Origin of the sequence: Paraburkholderia sp. WS6 (assembly GCF_030464835.1) — a bacterium.
GTDB classification, from domain to species: Bacteria; Pseudomonadota; Gammaproteobacteria; order Burkholderiales; family Burkholderiaceae; genus Paraburkholderia; species Paraburkholderia madseniana.
Map to the genome: position 1 here is coordinate 181,833 of NZ_JALQCK010000002.1, position 18,522 is coordinate 200,354.

Here is an 18,522-nt window from a genome sequence, read left to right on the forward strand (position 1 = left end):
TGGTTTCAGTTAGCAGTTCAGATTGCGGACAGCCGGAATCTCGTAGCGGTTTTCAAGGAACGCTGCACCAGGCTGATAGAGCCGAAGGATCAGATAGAACCGCGCCGAGGGAGCGGGAAGCCAGTTCGCTTCAACTGCTGGCGCGTCGTGCTGAATGAGAATGCGCAGGCCACCGTCCGCTTCGTAGCGCAGGCCCTCGGTTCGATCGCCAATCGCGTGACGCGCGAGCGGATTCTCGACGAAGAAGCGATCCGCGCCGTAAAGCGAGATCGACCACAAGGCGCGCACCGGCGGCAGGCCATCCGGCGGGAAATACAACTCGTAGCGATGGCGCCCGTTCAGGTGCTCGCCCGCGCCATCGAAATCGGCTACGGCGTAGACGGCCTCAGTCGCGCTGAGCGCGCCTAGTCCCTTCATGGCCGTGCAGGCGCGCAGCAGATAGTCGCTGCCATAGCGGCCGAGCTTCAGGTTGTAGCCCCAACTGCGCCGCCCACGGCTTTCGGTGTGAGCGGCGATCAGCCGGTGAGCGTCCTCATAGGCGAGTTGCAAACCGCGTCGCACGAAGGGCGAAAGCGTCGCAACGTCGACCGGCTTGCCGGGGTACAGGTCGGCGCGTGCGAGGAGGCCGAACAAAGCGGTTTCGTCAGCGCGTGGTGGCACATCTTGAAGCGCATTGAACAGGTTCTGGAAAAAATCAAGCGCAGGCTCGGTGCTCACGCGCCAGTCTCGCACGCAGGCGAATCCCACTGCGTCACGCCCGCCGAGAGCAAATCCTGACGCTGCCTGCTGAGCCTCAGGCAAGTCATCGTCTCCCTTGACAAGCACGCGCCCCAGCATCCACACGAGGGGCGTCGGGCAAGCGATCGGCTCTGCGTTCAGGCTCGCCGGTGCTGCCTCGCTCGCGCGATGCAGCACGTACCGTTTGCCGGAAGCGCCCGCGTTAAGCGGACTCAAATTGACGAAATTGTTGGTGAACGCATCAAGCAACTCGATGACGTAATACCGGTCCTCGTCCACTGCGGGAATGTCGAGCACGACCGGACCGTCAGTGAGATCGATCCACGCGTTCAGATAAAGAAAGTCGTTCGCTGGCGTAACGATGTCGCGATCCTGATGTGTCCAGCGGCGCATGCTTGCGTGGATCGAATTGAACGGCGCACGCAGAGGGCTCGTCGAGACGGGAGACGTATGCATTGCACACGTACGTATCACCTCGACAAGCGGATACCCATAAATGGCAACTGGCGCCGCGGCCATCCTGACGAATGCCACCCTGGGGTCGTCGTCCTGCGTCGAAATTGCCTCGCGTGTCTCTTTCACATTGCTATTCATGAGTGTTCCGTACAAAAGTGGTCGGGATCGAGCCGATCTGCGCGCAGGTCGACGCCAGACCCGCAAAGCGCCGCCGGTCTCCGGCCGGGTCTACCAGACACGCCGACGCGACGCCCGCGACCACGGCGAACCCGCCGGCCAGTGCGATGCCCAGGCGATAGCCCGTTAAGGCGTCGCCAGCCACGTCGATGATCTGGCCCATGACAGCCGGTGTAATGAGTCCCGCCAGGGTGGTCACGCAGATATTGATGCCGAGCACGCCCCCGCGCTGACGGGCGGGCACCACCTCTCCCGCCAACGCGACACCCGTCGTGAAGGCAAACGACGCGAGCGAGAAACCGACCGTCACGGCGGCGATCAGCGCCGCACCAGGCGGCAATACCGGCATCAGAAGGAGTGCGCTGCCCGACACCACGACGGCCGCCGCACCCAGCGTGCCCCGCGCATGACGGCTGGCGATGCCGCGCTTCATCAAGCGTTGAGACCACCAGCCGAGCAGCGGTGCCATCACCATCTGGCCGAACGCGGGCAATACAACAATCCATCCCACTTGCATCAGCGAATAGCCCGCTACTCTGACCAGATAACTTGGCAGCCAGATCGTCGAGAGCGCGAGCACGACGTACGCCGCAAATCCGGACAGATTGCAGCCAAGGCATGTGCGCGATAGCAGCAATACGCGTAGCGGTATCTTTTCCTCCAGCGATGCGGCCTGCGCGACCAGGGCGCCGGGCGCACGATCGCCGGCCGATTCGAGCGGTCCTTCACGGCCGATAGCGAGCCAGACGATGCTCCAGACGAGACCCACCACCGCGAGGGTCAGGAAAGCCGCGCGCCAGCCAAAATTCAGAATGATTGCGGTAATGACGGGCGCGATGAACCCGGCCCCGAACGCCGCGCCGATCGTCAGCAGCGCGGTCGGCAAGGTCCGCTCCGCGTCCGGAAACCATTTGTAGAGCGAGTGAATCGCGACTGGATAAGCGGGACCTTCGCTCGCGCCGAGCAGTATTCGCGACATCACAAGCGTGGTGGGCACCGCGGCGAGGAGCAGCGGCGCCTGCGACACGGACCAGACGACGGCCATGGCCAGCAACAGCCAGCGGGTTTTCACGCGGTCCGACAACAGCCCGACCAGCAGAGACGAAAGCGAAAACAGCAGGAAAAAGCTGGCGGCGATACGCCCGAACTGGGTATGCGTCAGGCCGAGTTCACGCATGATTGGCTCGGCTGCAAGCCCCATCAGCGCCTTATCGGCAAAGTTGATCGCAAGGAAAAAAAACAGACCGGTCACCACGATCCACCGGTGACGGATGTCGTGCGTCGAGAGTTGCATCATGTCTCCAGTCGCGGCTATCCGGGACGTCGCCCTCAAGCTGAAGGCGACCTCGTTGCCGCGTGGAAGACATTGAACGAACCTTGATCAATAAGACAATTGCATAGTTTTCATCGAATTAATGTGTTTTCAACATTTATTCGACTGGGTGCCGCGTTCACGCAGGTTTCACCGCCGCCACACGCTTGATGGCCATGATCGCCTGCTCGGCTGCCGGCGAAAGCGTACGTCCAGCCAGATGGACGATTGCGAACTGTAGCCACAGATGCGACCGGGATGGCACCGATAGCGCCACCAGACCGGCTGAGCGCTCCCGTTCCCAATCCGTCTGCTCGGTGAGCAGCAGCAGCGCATCCGTCTTGCGGGCGTACTCACGCAGCACGTTGACGTCGTTGCAGGTCAGATGAAACTCCATTTCCTGTTTGGGCGGAAAGCGCAGCCACTTGCGCAGCGACTCGCGCATCGCCTCCGGCAGCGGAACCGATACGACGGGATAACCTGAGAGTTGCTGTACCTCGATCGGATCGTGCTGGGTCAGTGGGTGACCCTCGCGAACAAACCAGGCCGCTCGATGCCTCGGCAATGCAATGACCTCGAGCTTGCTGCTCGACGGCACGCCGCGAATGTCGACGATCAGAAAATCCAGTTGCTCCGCGTGTAACAACTCCAGCAGATTCTTCCAGTTGTCGACGGCGGCGTTGATGCGCAGATTCGGATGGCTTTGGGCGAGTTCGTCCAGCGCAGCGGGCAACAGCATCGCAGCCGGATAAGGCCCGGAGCCAAAGTTCACCGAACCGAGATCGTGGCTTTTCAGCAAATCCACGTCGCGCAACAGGCAGCGTGCTTCGAACAGGACCTTCCGCGCGCGCTGCACGACCGTCTGGCCGGCGGGCGTGATGCGTACTTCGCGGGTGCTGCGGTCAAACAGCACCATGTCCAGATGCTCTTCGATGGCCTGAATACTTCTGCTCAGCGCCGGCTGACTCAGATGGACGCGCACGGCGGCTCGCGCAAAGCTGCCCTCTTCTGCGAGCGCAACGACGTGTTCGAGTTGGCGAAGATTCATGGGATCGGGAAGAATAATTGGATTTCAGCCGCGCTCGTTCAGGTGCGGCGTGACGATGCATCGGAGTGTCACATAGTTCGGCTCGGCGGCAGACCCCGTTCTTCGCAACACGCCCCGTTTTCGAGACTCAAACCGAGGCTCAAACAGGCTCGCCGCCCAGACAACCTCTTGTTATAATTCTCTCATCAACGCGAACAAAACATAACGCGCCTCCACACTGCGCTCCACACTACGCGACAGGACCTCCATGCTGAAACCCGACCGCCTCCGCGCCCTCGCCGATGCGCTGGCCAAGCAGAACGTGATGCGCCTGCGCGACGCCGCCAGCCTGCTGGATGTATCGGAGATGACTGTCCGGCGCGATATCGCAGGCAGTCCGGAACGATTCACGTATCTCGGCGGCTACATCGTCAGCGCGACCGACGTACCCAACAACGCCGGCTATTCACTCGAAGAAGAGAAGGATCATTTCGCGCAGGCCAAGGCGGAAGCCTCCGCGATTGCGGCGAAACTTGTCGTCGACCACGAAACGATCTTCATCGATTGCGGTACGACGCTCACCACGCTTGCGCGCCTGATTCCGCTCGAACGTCACGTCACCGTGGTCTGCTATTCCCTGAATGTGGCGGAGATTCTGCGTCGCAAGCCGAATGTACGGATGATTCTGCTGGGCGGCGTCTATGTACCTTCTTCAGATTCGTTTGCGGGCGAAGAGAGTCTGGAGATGCTGCGCCGCATGGGCATCAACAAGGCATTCATTTCCGCAGGCGGTGTGGATAACGCGCGCGGCGTGACGTGCTGGAACTTTCACGAAGTCGCGCTCAAGCAGGCGGCCATGGCAAGTGCCGTCGAACGGCATCTGGTCGTGGACCAGAGCAAGTTCGGCGTCGTCAAGGCGGTGCGCTTCTCGCAAATCGACGACTTCGATTCCATCATCACCGAGAAAGGCCAGGAGCTTTGCAAGCGCAAATGAATGCGCTAGCGGCGCACTGTAGCGCGGTTGCGCTGTCGGGCAGCCGGCGTGACCGGCCTTCAGTTATCCGTTTTTGCGCTGCAATGCGAACAGCGTCCCGGCGATCAGAATAAACGCGCCGATGATCACCTTCTGCCAGGTGCTCGGCACACCCACCAGAATCAGCACACTGTTGATCAGCGTGACCAGCACCACACCAAGCAACGTGCCGGCCACCGTACCCGTTCCCCCCGTAATGCGCGCGCCGCCCAGGATCACCGCGGCGATCACATCGAGTTCCGAGCCCACCAGATCGAACGGATTCGCGAGCCGGTTGTTCGATACATGCAGAATGCCCGCTATGCCGGCGAGCATGCCGGTATAGCCGAACACAAACAGATGGATCGCACGCAGGTTATAGCCGAGCCGCTCGGCAATCGCGAGGCTGCCGCCCATTGCATAGACGCCGCGTCCCATCATGGTCCGGTTCAACAGCCACCACGTGACACCGGCGGCCGCCACCAGCGCCAGCACCGAAACAGGCAGCACCGCGCGCAGGCCTTCGCTGGTGTGATAGAAAAACAGCGGAATCCGGCCGAAGTGATCCATGCTGTGCGGAATGTTCATGAAGAACGTCGTGCCGATGAACGTCAACAGCAGGCCGCGATACAAGTACTGCGTGCCGATCGTGACGATCAGCGAAGGCGCTTTCAAGCGATGCACCAGCAGGCCGTTGATGAGACCGAGCAGCACGCCGCCCAGCGCGCCGGTGATCAGGATCAACGCGAACGGCGCGTCCGGCCACCAGGCAAACACCGCCTTGGTAATGCCGTACATCGTCAGCGCGGCGATCGCCGTGAACGAGACGTCGATGCCGCCGGACGCCAGCACAACGAGCGTGCCCAGCGCGAAAAGCGACATCGTGGTGGCCGAATGCAGCAGATCGAATAGCGTCGCCAGTTGAAAGAAGCGTGGGTTGATCGCGCCGACAATCAGGCACGTCGCCGCGATCAGCGCGACGGTGAACCATTCGGGGTTGCGCGAGAGCCTGGCCCACAAGGTGGGCGGCTTGACCTCGGGTGCAACTTCGACAATGGTCGGGGTGGTCATGGTCTGGTTCATGCGCGAAGGGATCCGCGAGTTCATGGGTATCGGCGTCCTTTATGCAGCTTCCGACAGCAGCGCGTGATACAGGTCGGCTTCGCTCAACGTGTCGGCTTGATACTCCTTGGCCACACGCCCCTTCTTCATCATCAGGATGCGATCGCAGTTCTGCAGCAACTCGGGCAGATCGTCGCTGATCAGAATGATGCCGATGCCGCTTTGCGACAGGCGCTGCATGATGCGGTAGATGATGTCTTTCGATCCAACGTCGACACCGACCGTCGGTCCATGCAGAATCAGCACGCGCGGATCGATGGCGAGCCAGCGGCCGATCAGCACGCGCTGCTGGTTGCCGCCCGAGAGCGATTGCACGGGTTTGTCGACACCGGGCGTCGCGATCTGCAAGTCTTTCACCGTCTGTTCCGCGAGCGCCTGCGCGCGCGTGCGATCGATCTGGCCAAAGCGATCCCGCAAGCTGGAGATCATTGCCGTGATCACGTTGTCGCGGATCGACTTGTCGAGAAACAGCCCTTCGTTCAGGCGGTCTTCGGGCACATAGCCAATGCGATGATGTTTCGCGTCCGAGGGCGTGCGCAATGCAATCGCCTTGCCGTCGAGCAACACCTGCCCCGATTGCGCCGCCGCAACGCCCGCGAGTGCGCGCGCGAGTTCGTTGCGCCCCGAATCGAGCAAACCAGTGACGCCGAGAATTTCACCTCGATGCAGCGCAAACGACACGTCACTGAACTGGCCCGCACGCGTGAAGCCGCGCACGTCGAGTACGACATCCTGGCCCAACGTGCCTTCACGATAGCGCTCGTTCGTCAGATGGCGTCCTGTCATCAGTTCGCTGATCTGCGCTTTGGTGAATTGCGCGATCGGTCCCTGCGCCATCTTCTGGCCATCGCGCAGCACGATGACTTCGCCGCCGATCGCATAACACTCATCGAGCTTGTGGCTCACGAACAGCACCGTCACGCCCTGCGAGCGCAGGTTCGCGAGCACGGCGATCAGATTGTCGACTTCTTTCTGCGTGAGCGACGTGGTGGGCTCGTCCATGATTACGAACTTTGCCTCGCTGGCAATCGCGCGAGCAATAGCGACGAGTTGGCGCGTGGCGAGCGGCAACTGCTCGATCAAGATCGCCTGAAACTCGGCGTCGCCGGGCAGGCCGACCGATTCCAGCGCACGCGCAGCCGTGCGCGCGAGCGCGCGCCGGTCGAACGTCCGTGCAAGCCGGCCTTCGTGCGTGGCCAGCTCGGCGGTAAGCGCGACGTTTTCCGCCACGTTCATGTTGGGCAACAGCGAGAGATCCTGATAGACCGTTTCGATGCCTGCGGCCAGCGATTCCAGGGCGGACAGCCGTGCATGCCGAACGCCTTCGATCACGAGTTCGCCTTCGTCGGGCGGCTGCGCGCCGGAGATGATCTTGATCAGCGTGCTCTTGCCGCAGCCGTTCTCGCCGAGCAGGTGATAGATCTGACCACGCTCGAACGACAGGCTCACGCCGCGCAATGCATGTACGCCGGTGAAACGCTTGTGCACGCCGACCACCTGCAGAAACGGCTGCGAGGTGTCGGACTGCGGCTGCGGAGACGATACGTCTTGATTCATGATGGCGAGTCGCAAGTTAAGGCGTGCCCACACGGGCACGCCTTGAAGGAAGTCCCCCGAGGGAGACGCCGTGACACATGAAGCAAAACAGCCCGATCAGAACGGATACTGCTTGTAGTTCGATTTGTCGACGTTCACCCAGCCCTGACCGCGCACGATGATTCCTTTGCCCGGCCCCTTGGCGACGGTGACTTTGGTGTAGCCCGGAATGCCGAGATCGGCGCCGTTCTCGACCGTCTTGCCATCGATCAGCATCTGCGCGACCTTATTCATCGCGATGCCCGCGAGCTTCGGATCCCAGAACGCAATGCCGTTGATCGCGCCGCTCTCGAGGAACTTGCCGGCTTCCGTCGGCAGGCCCGTACCGTAGACGCAGATCTTGCCCTGCATGCCGGCTTCTTCCACCGCGCGGCCGATGCCGATCACGTCGAGCGAGGACGAACCCTGGAAGCCCTTCAGATCCGGATGCTTGCGCAGCACTTCCTTCGCAACTTCATAGGCGCGCTCGCCGTCATTATTGGTTTCGAGTTTCGGTTCGACCAGATCCATCTTCGGATATTTGGCCTTGGCGTTGCCGATCCCGCCGTCGGCCCATTGCACCTGCGAGCGGCTGCCGAGCGAACCGACCAGCGCCACCCACTTGCCGTCGTCGTGCATGCACGAGGCGAGACGTTCGTTCAGGCCGGCGCCGTAGGCCGTGTTGTCGAATGCTTCGATGTCGACCATCGTGTTCTTCGCGTTGTCGGCCTCGTGGGTCACCACCTTGATGCCGCGATCCATCGCCTTCTTCAGCGCCGGTTCGAGCGTCGGCGGATCGTAGGGCACCACGGCAATCGCGGTGACCTTCTTCGCGATCAGGTCTTCGATGATCTTCAGTTGCTGTGCCGCATCCGCGCGGCCCGGACCGGTCTGATACGCGTTCACGCCCGGGTTGTCCTTTGCGAATTGCTTGACGCCGTCGTCCATGCGGTTGAACCAGTTGATGCCGGTCACCTTGACGACCGTGACGATCGTCTCGTTGATTGCAGCCTGTGCAGCGGCGATCACGCCTACGGTAAGAGCGCCTGCTGCAAGCGCGGCACCCAGTCGAGTCAATTTCATGCGATGTCTCCTGTATCGTTCGATGTAGTTCGATGTCGCCCCACTTCACCATCACGGACAGTCAGGGCTCGTTGTCCGCCGCGTACTGAAACCTGGGTTGTGCCTGCTAAGTCTGTTTGACGCGCTAACGTTTCGGGACTGAGCCGGAGCTTGCGGCACTAGCACTAGCACTTCCACCGCCACCGCCGCCAAAACCGAAGATCGCGCGCACTCGCTCGCCGCCAGCGAACGCGAGCGACAGCAACAACAAAAATCCCCACGCGCAATCGCCGAAAAACTGCGACACGCCCAGCAGATTGAACAGACTCGAGAGGAATTGCAGCACGGTTGCGGCAAAGAACACGCAGATGATTCGGCCGTGGCCGCCGGCGGGATTCACACCGCCCATCACCGCGATCAGGATGGCGATCAGCAGATAGGAATTGCCGTAGTCCCATTTCGCACTGGACGTATGGGTCGCGCTGATCAGTCCCGCGAGCGACGCCAGCACGCCGCACATCGCGTAGGTCGTGATCAGCATCCGCGCGCGCGGAATGCCCGCATAGAACGCCGCTTTGGGGTTGGTGCCCATCAGATAGAGACGCAGGCCGAACGGGCTGCGTCTGAGCAACCAGCCGAGCACGATCACGGCCGCGATAAAGATGCAGAATGCGATCGGCACCTGAAACACGGTACCGTTGCCGATATTCGACAACGGGTCGACATAATCGACATGCACCGAGGCGCCGTTGCTGAGCACCACGGCAAAGCCCGTGAACAGCAACTGCGTGCCGAGCGTGCAGAGAATCGGCGTGAGCCTGAGGCGCGCGATCACCACGCCGTTCAGGAGTCCGCCGAGCAACCCCATCGCCACCACGATCACGCAGAAGAGCGACGTGTAGAGCGCCGGCGAATCGTCGCCGTTGACGAAGCGCGGCACGACGAGCGCGGCAACCATCCCGGACAGGTTCGCGAGCCCGACACCTGACAGATCGATCCCGCCGTTGCCCGAGACCATCGACAACATGATGCCGAGCGCAAGCAGGCCGAGTTCGGGCAACTGCCCGCCCATCGACTGCAGGTTGTCGATGTCGACGAATTGCCCGTGCGAAAGCCACGTCGCGACCAGCACGACGAGTACATTGACGATCAGCAGAAAATTCAGTTGCCGGTCGCCGAACATTTTTCCAGCGGTGAACGAGGACTTCATGGTGAGCACGATCTCCTTCAGTCTTCGCGAACGGTCAGGACAGCGACGAGGAAGCCTCGGCCGGCTGGCTCAACACGCGGTTCACTTCGTCGAGCGTCGGCATGGAAGGCGCCGTGCCCGGACGCGTGACGGAAATGCCCGCGAGCGCGCAGCCGAAGCGCAGCGCCGAGACGGCGTCGTCGCCGCGTGCGAGGGCCGCCGCGAAACCTCCCGTAAAGCCGTCGCCGGCGCCGGCGGTCTCCACCACGCGGCCGCAGTGATAGGCCGGCACGAGTATCGATTGGCTTGCCGAGTGCAGCAGCGCGCCGCCTTCCCCCAGCGTGACGATCACCGCGCCTACACCTTTGGCGAGCAGTACGTCGGCGGCACGGCGCGCGTCGTCGGCATTCGCGATCGGCACGCCGGTGAGCACGGTGGCCTCGGTTTCGTTCGGGGTGATGTAGTCGCACAACGGAAAGATGTCGTCGTCGAGCGGCAAGGCGGGCGCCGGATTGAACACGGTAATGACACCGTGCCGGCGCGCCACTTCGAGCCCGCGGCGCGCGGCAGCAAGCGGCTGTTCGAGTTGCGTGACGAACACGCGCGCGGCGGCGATATCGGTTTCGATCGCGTCGACGTCGGCTGCCTCCATCGTGCCGGCCGCGCCGGAGGCGACGATGATCGCGTTCATACCGGTGTTGTCGTCGACGAAGATATGCGCCGCGCCCGTGGACACGCCTTCGACCACCGAGGCGCGTGCCGTGATGCCTTCAGCGGCCCATGTGGCGCGCGCGATCTCACCGAACGCGTCGTTGCCGATGCGCGTGCAGAACACCACCTCGGCGCCGGCGCGCGCCGCCGCCACCGCCTGATTCGAGCCCTTGCCGCCCGGCCCCATCGCGAACGCCGTGCCGGCGATCGTCTCGCCGATCAGCGGCATACGCCCGGCGCGAAACGTCAGGTCGGTGACGTAGATGCCGAGAATGACGACACGCCCGTTTCGTTGCAAAGACGTGTTCATTCGCGTTCCCCTTGAGGCGCGTTGATCGTGAAGCATGCGTGCGGGGTATGCGTTGCGCGCAGCACCGCGGTGTTCAATTGCAGATCCAGATGCTTCAGCACGTTGTCTCCTCCATTTTCTGGTTGGCGTGCAGGGTGTTCAGGCGTGAGCGCCGACTTTCAATCAGTCGCCGTAAGGTATCCAGATGTTCTTCACCTGCACGGCCTGACGCAGAAACGGCCGGCCTTCGCTCGAACGGTCGAACCAGTCGAACTGGCGGCCGTGATCGACAAAGGTACGCTTCAGATTGCCGATCGACTCGCGCTCGACCAGCGTCGAATCCGCCGCGTTGCCGAAACACCAGACGGCATCGACGTCGTCGTGTTTGGCGAGCGCCGGCAGCAGCGCGCTACGTTCACCCGTGACGATGTTCAGCACACCGGCCGGCACATCCGAGGTTTCGGCTACCTGATAAAAGTCAGTCACCGTGAGCGGACACGCCGCGCTCGGCAGCACCACCACACGATTGCCCATGGCCAGCGCGGGCGCCGCCAGCGACACGAAACCGAGCAACGGCGCTTCGTCCGGACAGGCAATGCCGATCACGCCGAGCGGCTCATGCATTGCCAGCGCGACGCCGCGCAGCGGCGGCGTATGCACGGCGCCGTCGAACTTGTCGGCCCACGCCGCGTAAGTGAAGAGACGCGCTACCGTCGCCTCGACTTCCGCATGCGCTGCCGCTTCCGTCGCACCGTTTCTCGTCACGAGTTGCCGCGCGAACTCGTCCGCGCGAATGGCCAGGTTCTCCGCGAGATAGAACAGAACCTGAGCACGATTGTGCGTGCTCGCCTGCGACCACTTCTGCGCCGCGCGCGCCGCTTCGACCGCGTTGCGAATGTCCTTGCGGTTGCCCTCGCCTACTTCACCGACCAGCGTCCCATCCGGCGCGTGAACCGGCAACGAATAGCCGCTGTCCGGACGCACCTGCTTGCCGCCGATAAAGAGCTTCGCGGTGCGGTCGATCAGCGCGACGTTCGACAACGGATCGCGCTCGCCTACGCCTGCCGTCTGTTCAGCGCGCGCGGCCTGACGGACAGCAAGATTGAGCCACGCTCGCGGTTTCAGATATTCGTAGATGCCCTCACGGCCGCCTTCGCGACCATAGCCCGACTCGCGGTACCCACCGAAGCCGACCGCCGCATCGAACAGATTGGTCGCATTGATCCACACGACGCCACACGCCAAGCGCGGCGCGATATCGAGCGCGCGGCCGATGGTTTCGCTCCACACGCTCGCGGCGAGTCCGTAGCGCGAATTGTTGGCGAGCGCAATCGCTTCATCCGGCGTGCGAAAGCTCATCGTGACCAGCACCGGTCCGAAGATTTCTTCCTGCGCGAGAGTAGACGCCGGCGCCACGCCGGTGACGAGCGTGGGCGGATAGAAGCAGCCGCCGGTGGGCATCGTCGTATCGGGCGACTGCCACACCGCACAACCTTCGCGCCGCCCGGTTTCCACCAACGACTCGATACGTTCGAGCTGCACCGGATCGACGATCGCACCGATATCGATACTTTTATCGAGCGACGTGCCGACGCGCAGCGTTTCCATGCGGCGCTTCAGCTTCGCGATGAAGCGCGCTTCGATCCCCTCCTGCACGAGCAGGCGCGAGCCCGCACAGCAGACCTGCCCCTGGTTGAACCAGATCGCGTCGACGACACCTTCGACGGCGCCGTCGAGATCGGCATCGTCGAACACGATAAAGGGCGACTTGCCACCGAGTTCGAGCGTCAGCGATTTGCCCGTGCCGGCCGTAGCCGCGCGGATCAGGCGCCCGACTTCCGTCGAACCCGTAAATGCGATCTTGTCCACCCGCGGATGTTCGACGAGCGCCGCGCCGGTGCGACCATCACCGGTGACGACGTTCAGCACGCCCGCCGGCAAACCCGCTCGATGAGCGAGTTCGGCGAACAGCAACGCGGTGAGCGGCGTGTATTCGGCCGGCTTCAACACGACGCAGTTGCCCGTTGCAATCGCCGGTGCGATCTTCCACGCGAGCATCAGCAGCGGAAAATTCCACGGCACGATCTGCCCGACCACACCGAGTGGCGCGTAATCGGCGAATTCGTTCTCCTGCAACTGCGCCCAACCCGCGTGATGCAGGAAGTGCCGCGCGACCAGAGGCACGTCGATATCGCGTGTCTCGCGGATCGGCTTGCCGTTGTCGAGCGCTTCGAGCACGGCAAAGAGACGGCTATGACGCTGGACCATGCGCGCGAGCGCATACAGATGCCGCGCCCGTCCGGCGCCGCCAAGCGCGAGCCAGCCCGGCTGCGCGGCACGTGCGGCCGCTACCGCCGCGTCGACGTCGGCCGCATCGCCCTGGGCGACCTCGGCGAGCCGCCCGCCCGTGGCAGGTGCGTGCGAAACGAAGTGCTCACCGGCGGCCGGCGCATGCCACGCCCCGCCGATGAAATGCCCGAAGCGCGCCTCATGCTGCGCGAGCCAGGCGCGCGCGGGCTGATCGTCCTCGGGTGCGGGACCGTACTCCATCGATGAAAAATACTCGGCTACGCTCATGGGATCGATCTTCTGTTCAGGCTACGGGGTGACGGTTGAAAGCGGAGTAACGACCGCTCACGTGATGTTCGAGCTGTCGTTCGATATCGGCCAGCAGGCTCGATGCGCCGATACGGAACAGCTCCGGTTCGAGCCACGGGCGACCGAGTTCTTCCTTCATGAGGATCTGATAGGACAGCACCGACTTCGCGCTCGACACGCCGCCCGCCGGTTTGAAGCCGATCGGCACGCCAGTGCGCTCCTGGTATTCGCGGATCATGCGCACCATCACCAGCGAGACATCCAGCGTGGCGTTGACGCCTTCCTTGCCGGTCGACGTCTTGATGAAGTCGGCGCCGGCCATCATGCAGACCATCGAGGCGCGCGCCACGTTAGAGAGCGTGCGGATGTCGCCGGTCGCCAGAATCGTCTTCAGGTGCGCCGGGCCGCAGGCCGCGCGGAAGTCGCGCACTTCGTCGTACAGCGCCTGCCAGTTGCCGGTCAGCACATATTCACGCGTGACAACGATGTCGATTTCCTGCGCCCCATCCGCGACCGAAGCCTCGATCTCTTTCAGCTTCAATGGATGCGGAATCAGCCCGGCGGGAAATCCTGTCGACACCGCCGCGACCGGAATGCCGCTGCCCTGCAGCGCGTCCACCGCCGCCGCGACGAAACGGTGATAGACGCAGACCGCGCCCGTCGTGATGCCTTGCGGCGCGATGCCGAGCGCTTCGAGCAGATCGGCCCGCACGGGTTGACGCGCCTTTGCACACAGGCGGCGCACGCGGCCTTCGGTGTCGTCGCCGTTGAGCGTAGTGAGGTCGATGCAGGTGACGGCTTTCAGCAGCCAGGCTGCCTGCGCATCTTTCTTGACGGTACGGCGCGTGGCAAGCGTTGCCGTACGCCGTTCGACCGCCGACTGGTTGACGCGCAAGCCGTCCAGCCAGGACGCGTCGAACGGCATGCCCGGGTTGCGCGCCGGGTGAATGAGCGGACCGCCGCGCAGCGCGACGACCGAAGAAGAAAGCGCAGGGGCTTCAGGCATAAGACATCCGAAAATTTGATGCGGCGCACAACGGCCGCCGACAATTTGTTCCCACTTATGCTACAACGATTGATAGAATCATAACAAGCTTTCCGATTCAATCATCACATAAGCGGGCATCTAAGCCCTGTCAGCGCCGCCAATGTTATTGACGCACCATATTCATGATGCGAAGATCACAACTCGGCTTTGGCCGATAGCACCATACAAAGAAAAGAATGTCGTCGTCTTGACGAAGGAGACATGCCAGATGAGTGAGCCGGTTGCGGTCGCGGCCGCGTCATCGCCTCAGGTTCCATTGATCCGTGTTGCGGGCGTCACCAAGCGATTTGGCGGCGTGCAGGCGCTGCGCGGCGTCAGCCTTGACGTGTTGCCCGGCGAAGTGCACGCCTTGCTCGGCGAAAACGGCGCGGGCAAATCCACGCTAATCAAGATCCTCAGCGGCGTTCACACCTACGACGACGGCGTCATCGAGATCGATGGCCAGAAAGTGGCGTTCGACTCGCCGGCGCGATCGCGTGAGGCGGGTGTTGCCGTGGTCTACCAGGATCTGAGCCTCGTCGAATCGCTGTCGGTCGGCGCCAATCTGATGCTGGGGCGCGAGCCTCGCACACGTCTCGGCTTTGTGAAAAACCGCCAGCTCATGGCAACGGTCAGCGAGTTTCTCCGCTCGCACGGCATCCCGCTCGACCCGCGCACCGCCGTTGGCGCGTTGCCGTTCGCGTACCGGCAAATGACCGAGATCTGCAAAGCGCTGATGGGCGACGTGCGGGTTCTGATCCTCGACGAACCCACGTCGGCACTGACGGGCGGTGAAGAGCAGATTCTGTTCGCCGCGATTCGCGCGGTCACGAATCGCGGCGTGGGTGTGATCTACGTGACGCATCGGTTAAATGAGGTGTTTCGGATTTCGCAGCGCGTCACCGTATTCCGCGATGGCGCCAATGCCGGCACGTTCTCGACGGCGGAAACCGATATGAAAGAGCTGGTCGCGGCGATCGTCGGTCCCGGTCATGCCGCGCTGCAGGCGCGGGAGAGGACGGCTGTCGGCGCTACCGGTGATGAATCCGCTGTTGGACCGCAAACATCGGCCACGCCCAATGCCCCCACTGTCCCCGTTCTCAAGTTGTCGAACGTGAGCAATGACAGGCTTCACGACGTCGACCTCACGGTTCGTCCTGGCGAGATCCACGGGCTTGCGGGATTGATCGGCAGCGGGCGCACGGAAATTCTGCAAACCATCTTCGGCATTCGCAAAATCGACGCAGGCGCCATCGAGATCGGCGGTCAATCCCGCTCGCGTATCACGCCTGCAGAAGCCATCCAGCTCGGCGTAGCGCTGGTGCCGGAGGATCGTCATCTCGAAGGGCTCGTCCTCGATCATTCGATCGAACGCAACCTGACCTTGCCGCGGCTGCCGCAGTTTTCTCGCTGGGGGTGGCTGCGCAGCCAGGCGGCCGTCAACCAGGCGAAGCGCTCGATGAAAGAGCTGGCCGTCAAGGCCCCCGGTTCCTCGACCGCGGTCAAGTTTTTATCCGGCGGCAACCAGCAGAAAGTGGTCTTTGCCAAGTGGAACCATCCGCGCCCCACGCTTCTTTTACTCGACGAACCGACTGTCGGCGTCGACGTCGGTGCACGCGAGGAGATCTACGGCGTGGTCCATGACGCCGCGCGAGCGGGCACCGCCGTGCTCGTCGTGTCCTCGGACCTCGATGAACTGTTGCGCCTGTGCGGCCGGATTTCGATCGTCGCGGATGGCTCCATCGTCAAGACCGTCGAGCGCGCCGAACTCGCCAACGCCGAAGCGCTTCATCACCTGATCCAACTGTCCCGTTCTTCCATCGAGTCCCCCGAGGGGACTTCCTTCGAGTCCCCCAAGGGGACTTCCTTCGGGGCGCACACAAAATGAACGACTCTGTCTCGCCGCTGACGGCTAAACGGCAGGCATCGCCACCGCAGAAGAGCCGTATGCGGCGCCTCGCGCAACTCCTCCTGCAAGGCGACCGGCCCTATGCGCTCTACGGCGCGTTCGCGATCCTGCTGGTGGTGTTCAGCTTCGCCTCGCCGTGGTTTCTCTCCATCGACAACTTCCTGAATATCGGCCGGCAAACCGCACTCGTGTCGATCGTCGCGATCGGCATGACCTTCGTGATCATTGCGCGGCAGATCGATCTCTCTGTGGGGTCGACATTGGCGCTGTCAGGCATGTCCGCGGCGCTCGCCATGGCGCATGTCGGCGACAGCTGGATCATCGGTGCGATTGCCGGCATCGGCACCGGTGCGATCGTCGGCGCGATCAACGGCGTCGTGACCACGCGGCTGAACATTCCCTCGTTCCTCGTGACGCTCGGCACCTTGAGCGCGGCACGCGGACTCGCCCTGATGGTGACGACAACGCGGCCCGAGATCATCACTAACGACTCATTCATCTCGATCTTCGGCGAGGGCGACATTGCCGGTGTGCCGGTGCCGATCATCTGGACTGTGCTGACCGTGATCGCCGGCATCCTGCTGCTGCATTACAGCGTGTTCGGCCGGCAGATTTATGCGGCCGGCGGCAATCCGACTGCGGCGCTCTACTCCGGCATCAACACGCGACGCGTGACCACCCTCGCCTTCATTCTCACCGGCGCGCTGGCCGGGCTCGCCGCGCTCGTGCTCGCCGCGCGCTCGCATGCGGCGCGGCCCGATGTCGTGCAAGGGCTGGAGCTCGATGTGATTGCTTCCGTGACGCTCGGCGGTTGCAGCCTGTTCGGTGGCCGCGGCTTCGTACTTGGCACGCTGCTCGGCAGTCTCATCATCGGCACGCTCAATAACGGGCTGGTCCTGCTGGGCGTCAGTTCGTCGCTGCAACTGGTGATCAAGGGCGCCATCATCGTCGCGGCTGTGGCCTTTACCAGGAAGTGACCCAGGAAGTAACCAGGGAAATAAGGAAAGCACGTCGATCACGCGAGATGTCACGTGCCCGCGTTGTTCGTGAATGGCAGGAGACGTAACACAAACATGAAGACCAACGGAGAAGAATCATGAAACATCGTCGTGGCTCAGGAAGTGTTCTACCCACTCTCATGGCGGCGGCCGCCGTCGTGGCGCTGGCGTCGTCGGGCGCCTACGCGCAATGCGTGACCAGCCTGCCGGCCGGTTCGATCGGACCGAAGACGATTGTCGGACAAGGGCCGAACGGCGAAAAAGCGGCCTCGGTGGATGCAGTGAAGCTGAGCGACGCCGACATCGCCAAAATCAAGGCAGGCAAGTTCAAGGTCGGCATTTCGATGCAGACCATGAATCTCGACTGGTCGCAACTGCAGGTGCAAGGCATCACGGACACCCTCAAAAAATACGGCGTGGAAGTGATCGGCACGGCTTCGGCGGAATACCAGGTCGACAAGCAGATCGCGGATATCGAGAACACCATCCAGCGTCACCCGGACGGCATCATCTCCATTCCGGTCGACGGGACGGCCACGGCCGCCACCTACAAGAAAGTGTCCGAGGCCGGGATCAAACTCGTGTTCATGGACAACGTGCCGACTGGCCTGAAGCATCCTGAACAATACGCGTCGATGATTTCCGCCGACAGCGAAGGCAACGGCCAGATCGCGGCGAAAGTGCTCGCTTCGTGCGTCCCGCAGGGCGCCACGATCGGGCTGGTGAATTTCGGCGTGGATTACTTCAGCACGACGGAACGCACCAAGGCCGTCAACGACTGGATCAAGAAGAATCGTCCGGACATCAAGGTCAAACAGGTCGCGTTTACGGACCCGTCGAAAGTGGGCCAGATCGCTGGCGATTTCCTCACCGGGAATCCGGACGTCAAGGGGCTGTTCGCCGTCTGGGATCAACCGGCGCTCGACACGCTGACTTCAATGCGCGCGCAAGGCGTGACCATTCCCGTCACGACGGTCGACCTGGGCCTTCAGTCCGCTATCGAGATCGCCAAGGGCGGACCGCTCAAGGCAACCGGCTCGCAACGCCCGTATGATCAAGGCGTGGCCGAAGCCACGGCGATGATGAAGGCGCTGATCGGCCAGACGCCGCCGGCGTGGATCGGCGTGCAGTCTCTGCCGGTGGTTCAGTCGAACGTGCTCGAGTCTTATAAGACGGTGTTCAAGAAAGACCCGCCGCCCCAGCTTGCGGACGCATGCAAGAAAGCCAAGCCGGCTTGTGGGTGATGCCTGTGGGTGATGCTTGCGGGTAACACCAGGTATGGGTGATCCGGGCGCCATTCCAGCGCCCGGATGAGCATGG

General features: G+C 62.7%; 14 protein-coding genes. 4 read left to right on the forward strand and 10 right to left on the reverse strand.

Going from position 1 to position 18,522, the window contains the following annotated elements; genetic code table 11:
- Positions 1-9: 9 nt before the first annotated feature.
- From M0D64_RS03310 to M0D64_RS03320, 3 genes are all read right to left on the reverse strand, one after another.
- A complete protein-coding gene (locus M0D64_RS03310; RefSeq protein WP_266256600.1) occupies positions 10-1,332 on the reverse strand; it encodes a DUF1254 domain-containing protein in 1,323 nt (440 codons plus the stop codon).
- Complete coding sequence (locus M0D64_RS03315) at positions 1,325-2,665, reverse strand: MFS transporter (protein ID WP_266256601.1); 1,341 nt, start codon at positions 2,663-2,665, stop codon at positions 1,325-1,327. The genes M0D64_RS03310 and M0D64_RS03315 overlap by 8 nt, the downstream gene beginning before the upstream one ends.
- 157 nt (positions 2,666-2,822) lie before the next feature.
- The gene (locus tag M0D64_RS03320) at positions 2,823-3,731 is read right to left on the reverse strand and encodes a LysR family transcriptional regulator (protein ID WP_266256602.1); all 909 of its coding nucleotides are present in this window, start codon (positions 3,729-3,731) and stop codon (positions 2,823-2,825) included.
- A gap of 247 nt (positions 3,732-3,978) precedes the next feature.
- Here M0D64_RS03320 and M0D64_RS03325 point away from each other — a divergent pair, with 247 nt between their 5' ends.
- Positions 3,979-4,704 carry a DeoR/GlpR family DNA-binding transcription regulator gene (locus M0D64_RS03325; RefSeq protein WP_266256603.1) on the forward strand — a complete coding sequence of 242 codons (726 nt, stop codon included), beginning with the start codon at positions 3,979-3,981 and terminating at the stop codon, positions 4,702-4,704.
- A 63-nt stretch (positions 4,705-4,767) separates the two neighbouring features.
- On the opposite strand, the gene M0D64_RS03330 is transcribed toward M0D64_RS03325, so the two are convergent.
- From M0D64_RS03330 to deoC, 7 genes are all read right to left on the reverse strand, one after another.
- A complete protein-coding gene (locus M0D64_RS03330) occupies positions 4,768-5,829 on the reverse strand; it encodes an ABC transporter permease (RefSeq protein WP_266256604.1) in 1,062 nt (353 codons plus the stop codon).
- A gap of 15 nt (positions 5,830-5,844) precedes the next feature.
- Positions 5,845-7,401 (reverse strand): sugar ABC transporter ATP-binding protein, encoded by a 1,557-nt coding sequence (locus M0D64_RS03335; RefSeq protein WP_266256605.1) that lies wholly within the window; start codon positions 7,399-7,401, stop codon positions 5,845-5,847.
- 96 nt (positions 7,402-7,497) lie between these two features.
- The gene (locus M0D64_RS03340; protein ID WP_171927515.1) at positions 7,498-8,502 is read right to left on the reverse strand and encodes an autoinducer 2 ABC transporter substrate-binding protein; all 1,005 of its coding nucleotides are present in this window, start codon (positions 8,500-8,502) and stop codon (positions 7,498-7,500) included.
- 124 nt (positions 8,503-8,626) lie between these two features.
- Complete coding sequence (locus M0D64_RS03345) at positions 8,627-9,691, reverse strand: ABC transporter permease (protein WP_266256606.1); 1,065 nt, start codon at positions 9,689-9,691, stop codon at positions 8,627-8,629.
- Positions 9,692-9,725: 34 nt separating this feature from the next.
- A complete protein-coding gene (gene rbsK, locus M0D64_RS03350) occupies positions 9,726-10,691 on the reverse strand; it encodes a ribokinase (RefSeq protein ID WP_266256607.1) in 966 nt (321 codons plus the stop codon).
- 162 nt (positions 10,692-10,853) lie between these two features.
- The gene (locus tag M0D64_RS03355) at positions 10,854-13,247 is read right to left on the reverse strand and encodes an aldehyde dehydrogenase family protein (RefSeq protein ID WP_266256608.1); all 2,394 of its coding nucleotides are present in this window, start codon (positions 13,245-13,247) and stop codon (positions 10,854-10,856) included.
- 16 nt (positions 13,248-13,263) lie between these two features.
- Positions 13,264-14,274 (reverse strand): deoxyribose-phosphate aldolase, encoded by a 1,011-nt coding sequence (gene deoC, locus M0D64_RS03360; RefSeq protein ID WP_266256609.1) that lies wholly within the window; start codon positions 14,272-14,274, stop codon positions 13,264-13,266.
- A 250-nt stretch (positions 14,275-14,524) separates the two neighbouring features.
- Between deoC and M0D64_RS03365 the strand changes: the two genes are divergently transcribed.
- The 3 genes from M0D64_RS03365 to M0D64_RS03375 all read left to right on the forward strand — a co-directional run bounded on the left by M0D64_RS03365 (position 14,525) and on the right by M0D64_RS03375 (position 18,446).
- Positions 14,525-16,183, forward strand: a complete 1,659-nt coding sequence (locus M0D64_RS03365; RefSeq protein ID WP_266256610.1) for a sugar ABC transporter ATP-binding protein — start codon at positions 14,525-14,527, stop codon at positions 16,181-16,183.
- Positions 16,180-17,181 (forward strand): ABC transporter permease, encoded by a 1,002-nt coding sequence (locus tag M0D64_RS03370; protein ID WP_154560014.1) that lies wholly within the window; start codon positions 16,180-16,182, stop codon positions 17,179-17,181. Before M0D64_RS03365 ends, M0D64_RS03370 begins: the two co-directional genes overlap by 4 nt.
- 119 nt (positions 17,182-17,300) lie before the next feature.
- Complete coding sequence (locus tag M0D64_RS03375; RefSeq protein ID WP_154560015.1) at positions 17,301-18,446, forward strand: substrate-binding domain-containing protein; 1,146 nt, start codon at positions 17,301-17,303, stop codon at positions 18,444-18,446.
- The last annotated feature ends 76 nt before the right edge of the window (positions 18,447-18,522 follow it).

Bases quoted from the DNA above. Each gene is read 5' to 3' on its own strand.
- M0D64_RS03340 (WP_171927515.1), bottom strand. From the start codon at position 8,502: ATGAAATTGACTCGACTGGGTGCCGCGCTTGCAGCAGGCGCTCTTACC.
- rbsK (WP_266256607.1), bottom strand. From the start codon at position 10,691: ATGAACACGTCTTTGCAACGAAACGGGCGTGTCGTCATTCTCGGCATC.
- M0D64_RS03310 (WP_266256600.1), bottom strand. From the start codon at position 1,332: ATGAATAGCAATGTGAAAGAGACACGCGAGGCAATTTCGACGCAGGAC.
- M0D64_RS03330 (WP_266256604.1), bottom strand. From the start codon at position 5,829: ATGAACTCGCGGATCCCTTCGCGCATGAACCAGACCATGACCACCCCG.
- M0D64_RS03370 (WP_154560014.1), top strand. From the start codon at position 16,180: ATGAACGACTCTGTCTCGCCGCTGACGGCTAAACGGCAGGCATCGCCA.
- M0D64_RS03355 (WP_266256608.1), bottom strand. From the start codon at position 13,247: ATGAGCGTAGCCGAGTATTTTTCATCGATGGAGTACGGTCCCGCACCC.
- M0D64_RS03320 (WP_266256602.1), bottom strand. From the start codon at position 3,731: ATGAATCTTCGCCAACTCGAACACGTCGTTGCGCTCGCAGAAGAGGGC.
- M0D64_RS03365 (WP_266256610.1), top strand. From the start codon at position 14,525: ATGAGTGAGCCGGTTGCGGTCGCGGCCGCGTCATCGCCTCAGGTTCCA.
- M0D64_RS03335 (WP_266256605.1), bottom strand. From the start codon at position 7,401: ATGAATCAAGACGTATCGTCTCCGCAGCCGCAGTCCGACACCTCGCAG.
- M0D64_RS03325 (WP_266256603.1), top strand. From the start codon at position 3,979: ATGCTGAAACCCGACCGCCTCCGCGCCCTCGCCGATGCGCTGGCCAAG.
- deoC (WP_266256609.1), bottom strand. From the start codon at position 14,274: ATGCCTGAAGCCCCTGCGCTTTCTTCTTCGGTCGTCGCGCTGCGCGGC.
- M0D64_RS03315 (WP_266256601.1), bottom strand. From the start codon at position 2,665: ATGCAACTCTCGACGCACGACATCCGTCACCGGTGGATCGTGGTGACC.
- M0D64_RS03345 (WP_266256606.1), bottom strand. From the start codon at position 9,691: ATGAAGTCCTCGTTCACCGCTGGAAAAATGTTCGGCGACCGGCAACTG.
- M0D64_RS03375 (WP_154560015.1), top strand. From the start codon at position 17,301: ATGAAACATCGTCGTGGCTCAGGAAGTGTTCTACCCACTCTCATGGCG.